The 7,804-nt window shown below is 42.6% G+C and carries 12 protein-coding genes; 6 read left to right on the top strand and 6 right to left on the bottom strand.

Features of this window, described 5'->3' with window-relative positions:
• From folP to trxA, 6 genes are all read right to left on the bottom strand, one after another.
• On the bottom strand, window positions 1–794 hold a 794-nt coding region (gene folP, locus PX481_RS15640), incomplete at its 3' end, for a dihydropteroate synthase (RefSeq protein WP_288094928.1).
• A 156-nt stretch (window positions 795–950) separates the two neighbouring features.
• Window positions 951–1,748, bottom strand: a complete 798-nt coding sequence (locus PX481_RS15635; RefSeq protein ID WP_002758053.1) for a hypothetical protein — start codon at window positions 1,746–1,748, stop codon at window positions 951–953.
• Window positions 1,749–1,908: 160 nt separating this feature from the next.
• On the bottom strand, window positions 1,909–2,568 hold the full coding sequence (locus PX481_RS15630) for an ATP synthase subunit B family protein (RefSeq protein WP_002758055.1): 660 nt from the start codon (window positions 2,566–2,568) through the stop codon (window positions 1,909–1,911).
• A 36-nt stretch (window positions 2,569–2,604) separates the two neighbouring features.
• Window positions 2,605–3,078: a pantetheine-phosphate adenylyltransferase gene (gene coaD / locus PX481_RS15625; protein WP_002758057.1), complete on the bottom strand. Its 474-nt coding sequence runs from the start codon at window positions 3,076–3,078 to the stop codon at window positions 2,605–2,607.
• Window positions 3,075–3,359: a DUF427 domain-containing protein gene (locus PX481_RS15620; RefSeq protein ID WP_002743550.1), complete on the bottom strand. Its 285-nt coding sequence runs from the start codon at window positions 3,357–3,359 to the stop codon at window positions 3,075–3,077. The genes coaD and PX481_RS15620 overlap by 4 nt, the downstream gene beginning before the upstream one ends.
• A 33-nt stretch (window positions 3,360–3,392) precedes the next feature.
• Complete coding sequence (gene trxA / locus PX481_RS15615; RefSeq protein ID WP_002765348.1) at window positions 3,393–3,710, bottom strand: thioredoxin; 318 nt, start codon at window positions 3,708–3,710, stop codon at window positions 3,393–3,395.
• Between the two features lie 147 nt (window positions 3,711–3,857).
• Here trxA and PX481_RS15610 point away from each other — a divergent pair, with 147 nt between their 5' ends.
• The 6 genes from PX481_RS15610 to PX481_RS15585 all read left to right on the top strand — a co-directional run.
• Window positions 3,858–3,983: a hypothetical protein gene (locus PX481_RS15610; RefSeq protein ID WP_288024819.1), complete on the top strand. Its 126-nt coding sequence runs from the start codon at window positions 3,858–3,860 to the stop codon at window positions 3,981–3,983.
• A gap of 84 nt (window positions 3,984–4,067) precedes the next feature.
• The gene (gene map / locus PX481_RS15605) at window positions 4,068–4,913 is read left to right on the top strand and encodes a type I methionyl aminopeptidase (RefSeq protein ID WP_288024817.1); all 846 of its coding nucleotides are present in this window, start codon (window positions 4,068–4,070) and stop codon (window positions 4,911–4,913) included.
• 68 nt (window positions 4,914–4,981) lie between these two features.
• Window positions 4,982–5,383, top strand: a complete 402-nt coding sequence (locus PX481_RS15600) for a universal stress protein (protein ID WP_002765346.1) — start codon at window positions 4,982–4,984, stop codon at window positions 5,381–5,383.
• A gap of 655 nt (window positions 5,384–6,038) precedes the next feature.
• A complete protein-coding gene (locus PX481_RS15595) occupies window positions 6,039–6,263 on the top strand; it encodes a DUF2811 domain-containing protein (RefSeq protein WP_002758065.1) in 225 nt (74 codons plus the stop codon).
• 49 nt (window positions 6,264–6,312) lie between these two features.
• A complete protein-coding gene (gene pth / locus PX481_RS15590; protein ID WP_002758066.1) occupies window positions 6,313–6,939 on the top strand; it encodes an aminoacyl-tRNA hydrolase in 627 nt (208 codons plus the stop codon).
• Window positions 6,940–7,073: 134 nt separating this feature from the next.
• On the top strand, window positions 7,074–7,804 hold a 731-nt coding region (locus PX481_RS15585; protein ID WP_502888607.1), incomplete at its 3' end, for a WD40/YVTN/BNR-like repeat-containing protein.

The following is a 7,804-nucleotide window of genomic DNA, read 5'->3' as shown; positions in this document are numbered from 1 at the left end:
TCCACATCATGGACGCGCAGGATATCGGCCCCCTTAGCGATCGCTAAAGCACAGGCCGCCGCCGTTCCGAAAACTCGTTCTTTTGGGTCATCTTTGCCTGTAATCTCGCCGATAAAGCGTTTTCTCGACAATCCAATTAAAATAGGTAAACCTAAATCCCGAAATTGCCCTAATTCTCGCAATAACTCAAGATTTTGTCGTCCAGTTTTGGCGAAACCAATCCCTGGATCGATGATAATATTTTCCCTAGCAATACCCCACTGTAAAGCTTCCTTAACGCGATTCTGTAAAAATTCTTTAATTTCCTTGACTAAATCGTCATAATGTGTTAGAGATTGCATGGTTTGCGGATTGCCCCGCAGGTGCATGAGGATGATGGGAACGGCCAATTTAGCCACCGTCGGCAATAATAGGCGATCGAAGGTTCCCCCAGAAATATCATTGATCAAATCGGCCCCAGCGGCGATACCTTGGGCTGCTACAATCGCCCTAGTGGTATCTAGAGAGATAGGAATAGAACTTTGTTGTCGAATAGCGGTGATTACGGGGATAACTCGCAATAATTCTGCTTCTAGGCTAATTTCTTGCGCTCCCGGACGGCTGGATTGACCACCGATATCGATTATATCAGCCCCAGCCTCGATCATTTTCATCGCTTGTAGCAGGGCATTTTCAACATTGTCAAATTCTCCCCCATCACTAAAACTATCGGGAGTAACGTTTAAAACACCCATGATATAGGTGCGTTTTCCCCAAGCAAAAATATGTTCACGAATTGCCGTTAAACTAGACATAATACTAAATCCGTTGAGTATAGGCTACATATCAGGAGAGGCACTCATGCACTCATGCACTCATGCAAAAGGGAGAATAAATAAAAATAATCTCCTGACTCCTGAATACTGGCTCCTGACTCCTAACTCCTGAATACTGAATACTGATGGTCATAGTTAATTTTTAGGTAGGGAAGAATCTTTTAATTCAAAATAAGCTTGTACTTCTTCTTTCCAGAGTTGATATTTTTCTTGAATTAGTTGATATTGACTGGCAAAATCGAGGTTACAATCAACGAGATTGCTATCGATCTCGGATTGCACTAATTCCCGTTCGATCAGGGTTTCTCGGATAAATTTTAAACATTCTTGTCTCAAAGCTTCCGCTTGATCAATAATTAGCTGGACTTGATTAATTGCTCGATCGTACAATGGGGTTTGTGAATGAAAAATTTCGGAAGATGCGGCCAGATTTCGCAGTCTATTTAATTGATTTTTCTTTTCTACTAAACTGGCAATTTTGGGGTTAATTTCAAAAAGTAAGGTTTTCACCAGAGGAGCCAAGCGGCGAGTGTTAGTATAATCATAGTTATTAAGGTCTGATTTAATCAGGTGTACCTGTTGTAAATCGACGGTAATATCGTGGAGTTGTATCTCGGTTTCGGTGATGGTGGGATGAATCGTTTTAACTTTCCAAGTAGTAATAGAAGTCAACTGCTGGCGCTCACTATTAACCATTTGCCGCTCCATTTTCAGCACATCGAGGGGAATGCTATAAAGTTTTTTATCGGGAATATAGATGACATCGCTACTGAGAATGCGATCGATTTTAGGACGACGATATAAATAATGATACAGGAATCGATAAAAGCTGTTACTGCCTTGAAATATCTGGACAAATAACCAAATTTTCCAGCTGAATAACCCGCTGACAAAGCGTCCGAATAGATGGGAATTCGAGGAGGAGTTATTCATGAAATTCCGTTATCAGTTATCGGTGAGGAATCGGAGGTTTGGTTCTTTTCAGCGAGCGGTAAATAGTAAACAGTAATCAGGGATAAAGATGAAGATAACTAACTAACTAATTAACTTAAAACTTACATCTGATAACTGATAACTGATAACTGATAACTGATTAAGGACGTTCTCCGGGTAGATTTTTTGAAGATGTTGGTTTCGATCTTACCTGTTGACGACCGTTGCGAATAACTTGTAACATTTCCCCTAATTCTCGATCGAGATGTTCTAAAACCGCTTCGGCATAGTCGTCAGCGCCTTTTTGAATTTCATGACATTCAGCTTGGGTTTTTTGTCGTAACTGTTGCACTTCCTGCAAGGTGCTGTGACGCATCTGTTCGATTTCATCGAGGGTTTGTTGTTGCAAGGATTCGCATTCCTGCTGAACCCGTTGACGAATTTGGGCCGCTTGCCGTTCTGCTTGTTGAATAATACCGGACTCATCGAGAATTTGGGCGGCTCTTTGTTGAGCGGAACGAAGGACTTGTTGAGCGTATTCCTCCGCTTTAGTGATAATTTCCTGTTCTTCCTGCAAAATTGCCAAAGCTTTCTGTACTGCTGGTGGCACGGTTTCATAGATGAGATCGATCTGTTCGGATATCTGTCCCTCATCGATGATTGTCCAACGGGTGAGGGGGATATGGAAACTATCAAAAATCATCTCTTGCAGACGCGCCAGATCCTGATAGATATCGAAATCGACGGGTGGACTGGGAACCCCACTATTAGAAGTGTTAGGTACTGCTTTTCTGGGATCATTAGGTTCTCGGCGCGCCATAGGTTCAGATCGTCCTCATTACTGTATTTTAGTATGTTAGCTATAGTATGAGTAAATATCCCTAGAAACGTTTTCTGGGACTAGATGGGTGACAGAGCCACCGAATTGAGCGATTTCTTTAACCACGCTACTGCTTAAAAAACTATATTCTTTAGTGGTGGCTAAAAAAACCGTTTCGATTCCTTCCCAGAGAGTTTTATTGGTGTGTGCCATTTGCAGTTCTTTTTCAAAGTCTGAGAGAACCCGCAACCCCCGCAACAGCACCTTAGCACCTTTCAATCTGGCATATTCAACCGTTAATCCTGAAAAACTGTCTATCTCAACGTTTTTCAGGTGTTTTGTACAGTAGCTGATCTGTTCTATGCGTTTTTCGACGGTAAATAAGGGGTTTTTATGGGGATTGCAGAGAACTGCCACGATTACTCGCTCGAATAGTGGCACACTGCGTTCGATAATATCTAAATGACCGAGTGTAACTGGATCGAAGCTGCCGGGGTAGATGGCGATCATTTCTCAACCTTCACACCTCGCCAAAAAGCGATATATCCTTTAATATTTTGGGCTTTTGGTTTAGGATCGGGATAATACCAAGCGGCATCTTTATTGTCCTGTCCATCTACCCTGAGAGTATAATAACTAGCCTCTCCTTTCCAAGAACAAATGGTATGGGTGTTACTGGGTTGAAAATATTCAGCTTTGATGGTATCGGGGGGAAAATAGTAGTTTCCCTCGACAATTTCGCAGTTATCGCTTTCCGCTACCACTGCACCATTCCAAATCGCCTTTGCCATGACACTAACTCCTAGTTCTGGTTCAAAATTATCTTACAACAGAGTTTGTAAATGTTGAACCAGTTGGTTAACCTGCACCACTCCCTCGATTCGATCGATCGGTTGACCATTTTTAAAGACTACTAAAGTCGGTAAAGCTTGAATACCGTACTTAGTGGCTAAATTGGGATATTTGTCTGTATCAATTTTGACAATTTGTAGGCGATTTTTGAAATACATTCCCGTTTGTTCTAGAATCGGAGCCATCATTTGACAAGGACCGCACCAAGTGGCATAGAAATCCACTAACACGGGAAGATTAGTGGTTTGCAACAGTTCCTGAAAACTGGAAAACTCTTTTTTGACTGCCATAAATTGTCACCTCGCCAGAAAAATAGCCTTTTCCCTACTATAGCTTTTCTAAATGTCCCTTAGCTCTCCTGCAAAAGTAAGTTCTCGATGTGCTATCGGCTCAAAATATCTTAAAAGTCAGATAAATTTGCGATAATTTTCGGTTTTATGGCTAGTATAGTTGTCTCTTGTCTTTTTTATCCTCATCTCCCCACTCCCTTCTCCTATCTCCCTATCTCCCTATCTCCCTATCTCCCCATCTCCTGTCTCGGAGTCTCCTGTCTCCTCACCTAAGGGAAGATTTTTGATTTCTCCAGAGCAGTCATCGATCGCCGGGAAAATGCTAAGTTAAGTTAAAGACTCGACAGCCAACTGTCCATGAACATCCTAACCAAGCTGCTTTTTCCCGAAACTAAAACTCCAGAGCAAGTAGGTTCACCGCGAGTACAGAAAAGCCGCCGGGGAATCGAAACTAAATCCGCCGCAGAAATCGTTATTATGCGACAAGCGGGTAAAATTGCCGCTACAGTCCTCAAGGAAATCGCCGAGATCGCTCAACCCGGGATGACGACGGCGGCTCTGGATGTCTATGCGGAAAAACGTATTCGCGAAATGGGTGCTACTCCCAGTTTTAAAGGTTATTATGGCTTTCCTGCCTCGATTTGTGCCTCCGTCGATAACGAAGTCGTTCACGGTATCCCTAGCCCGAAAAAACGCCTCAAAGCTGGTTCTGTGTTAAAGGTAGATACGGGGGCCTACTACCAAGGTTATCATGGGGATTCCTGTATCACGATCGCTATCGGTTCCGTCTCTCCAAAAACCGAAAAATTAATCCGCGTGGCGGAAGAAGCTTTATATAAAGGCATAAATCAGGTAAAAGCGGGCAATTATCTGCTCGATATTGCGGGAGCGATCGAAGATCACGTTCAAGCTAACGGTTTCCAGGTGGTAGAAGATTTTACCGGCCATGGAGTCGGCAGAAATCTCCACGAAGAACCCTCGGTATTTAATTTTCGCACTAATGAGTTACCCAATGTCAAACTCCGCGCCGGGATGACTCTGGCAATTGAACCAATTGTCAATGGGGGATCTAAACATACCAGAACTTTACGCGATCGTTGGACGGTGGTGACGATGGATAATGCTCTCTCCGCTCAATTTGAGCATACTGTCCTAGTAACCGCCACAGGTTATGAAATCCTAACCGATCGCAATAACCTATAAAATTATCTATAGATTTTTTGCCTTGGAATCTTAATTGGAAATTTATTTAGCGGTAGGATTTAGTCAAAATGTTTAAAAATATCGTTGTTGCCTTGGATTGTGGGGAATCATCCCATCGAGTCCTCCATGCTTTGAATTCCCTTTCTCTAACGGCAAATTCTTGCATTATACTCACCCATATTCTCAGTAAGGAGGGAGATGAATCGGCAGTGGATCGCCCTCACCCCTCCCGTGAGATCATTGAAGATCAATTGCGCTGCTATCAATCCCAGATTGCTACCCCTAGTGAAATCGAGGTCATCTTTGGTGATCCAGCGGAGGAAATTATTCGTTTAGCTAATATCTATCAAGCTGATCTGATCGTGATCGGCAGCCGGGGATTAACGGGAGTTCAACGGGTGATCGAAGATTCTGTTAGTAGTCTCGTGGTGGCAGAAGCTACCTGTTCCGTATTGGTGGTAAAAGCATAGCAGCCAGCATTCAGCTAGAAAAGGTACTCTGGCAAGAGTGCCTAAGTAGGGTTTGCTGAAAAAGCTTTTCCTAGGGGCAGGGTGTGGGGTGTGGGGTGTGGGGTGTGGGGTTTTACCGATTTTCAGGTGGTCAACTACCTAATTTTCAGGGAAAAAGTACCTGAATTTTCCCCCGATCCCCGCAATGGCTGGCACTTTTTGAGGGGAAAAAAGTCCAAAAGTCTTATCCAACAAGGTTTTTAGATTTATTCAGCAAACCCTAAGTAGTCTTGATCATCACTGCTGACTAAAATTTGCAAATCTTATTTTTCCCCGATGTTTTCCCCCATACATTCCCCGGTCTTTCCCCACTCACTCCCCAGTTTTCCACAGTTTACCCAGACTTTTCCACAGGCAACAGCGATAGAATCGGCACTTGCTTCCAGAAAAAATTAATCTTGATTGTCAAAATACCCATCGATAGATACTGAGTTACTGTTAAGTTAAGTAAATAAAATCTAGCTCTAACCCTTATTCCCTCGTAAATATTAAGTTTTTCTGAAGCATTCCTTTACATCTGGTAATATTGCAACTCCCCCCAACTTGGCTCACAATAGTCCTTACTGTCCACTGCACCAGTCAGGGATTTCCCCACTTCCGATCAGAGGTAAACGATATGAATACATCAGTCAGTATCTTGGCAGAAATCCCCGAAATCCTCCACCAATCCCTACAACAATATCTAGAAACTCACCCCAGTTGGGATCAAGATGGTGTGTTTACGGCGGCTATATCATTTTTTCTACTTAATTGTCAATCCTCCGAAAGGATGAATTTTGAGGAGCAAAATAGCTGTGCCAAGGTTTATCTAGAAACTTTGTTCCAGCGCTCGGAGTGCTAATTCGGGGATAATAAGAGTCGGGTCATGGTTAAAAACCCGATTTTCCCCTATGAATTCCGATAAAACCCCTAATTTAATCATTCCTCAGCTAATTATCGGTTTGGGTAATCCTGAACCCAAATATGATCGCACCCGTCATAATATCGGTTTTGAAGCTGTGGACTCATTAGCACGGGATTGGGGGCTATCTTGGCAGGAAAACAAGCGATTTCAAGGTTTTATTGCCGAAGGTGACAGTCCTCTCCCGGGCAAAATTCGTCTTTTAAAACCCCAAACCTATATGAATCGCTCCGGGCAATCGGTGCGAGCGGTGCTGGACTGGTATAAACTGGAGCCGGAGTCGATTTTAGTCATTTACGATGATATGGATCTGCCCCTAGGCCGGTTGAGAATCCGTCTATCGGGATCGGCTGGCGGACACAACGGTATTAAATCGATGATTGCCCACGTTGGCACGGAAAGCTTCGCTCGTTTACGCATAGGAATCGGTAAATCAAGCGAAAAAGCAACTATTTCCCACGTTTTAGGCCGATTCACCCCCCAAGAAAACGAAGTCATCTTGAAAGTGTTAGACTTGTCCAGAAAAGCGATCGAACTTGGTCTCAAACAAGGGTTACAAAAGGCAATGAGTCTCTACAATAATCAAAGTGTAGAGATTGGTTCTGATCTATGCTGATAGCAAATAAGCCTGATTTTAGTAATGGTTATAATAGCCATTTTCGTCTATACTCTTACAGAACCCTTGGTCAAATTTTGATCGCCCTTTGCTAGATTAGGTCAATTTTTATCCTCGATATTAGCAGTTTAAGTATGATTAATCGCCAAAGTTTGCTGAGATTCGCCCACAAGTTTAATCTCATTTTATTGATAATCGCTACAGTTTTTTGTCTTTGGAGTAATCCTGCTTTTGCCCATCGTCCCCATGATGTAATTAGTCAAGTGGAAGTTTCTCCCGATTTCCAGACAGATAATACAGTATATATCTTGGTGCGAAATAACTTTTATAAGTCTAGGGATGGAGGTAGCAACTGGACAAGATTAATTCAAGGTTTAGATTATACGGGGGAATTAAGTTCCTTATCCCTATCTCCCCTCAATAAAAATATTCTCTATCTAGCTTCAAGATCCGATGGTATTTATAAAAGTGAAGATGCGGGGGAATCTTGGCAGAAAGTTAATCAGGGTTTAGCAACTAACTTTATTAACTTTGTACAAATTGCCCCTTCCGATCCCAATATAGCAGCAGCAGTGGGATTAGAAAAAGGGGTTTATTTAACCGCAGATGGTGGTAAAAATTGGTCAAATATTTTCCCCACCACGGCACTGATAACCTTTCTCGCTATTACTCCCAACAATCCTAATCGCATTTTTTTTGGGGATGAACAGGGTAAATTATACAGTTCCTCCGATGGGGGGAAAACTTGGCAGAATCTCCCCTTACCTGCTAATGTGGGGGCAGTGGATACAATTGCTTTTTCTCCTAATTTAGACAGGGATAAAACCTTTTTTGTCGGCACAAAAGAAGCAGGTATTTTTAAAAC

It is taken from the genome of Microcystis sp. M53603_WE2 (genome assembly GCF_030065435.1).
This window is presented reverse-complemented; position numbering and strand designations above follow the sequence as displayed.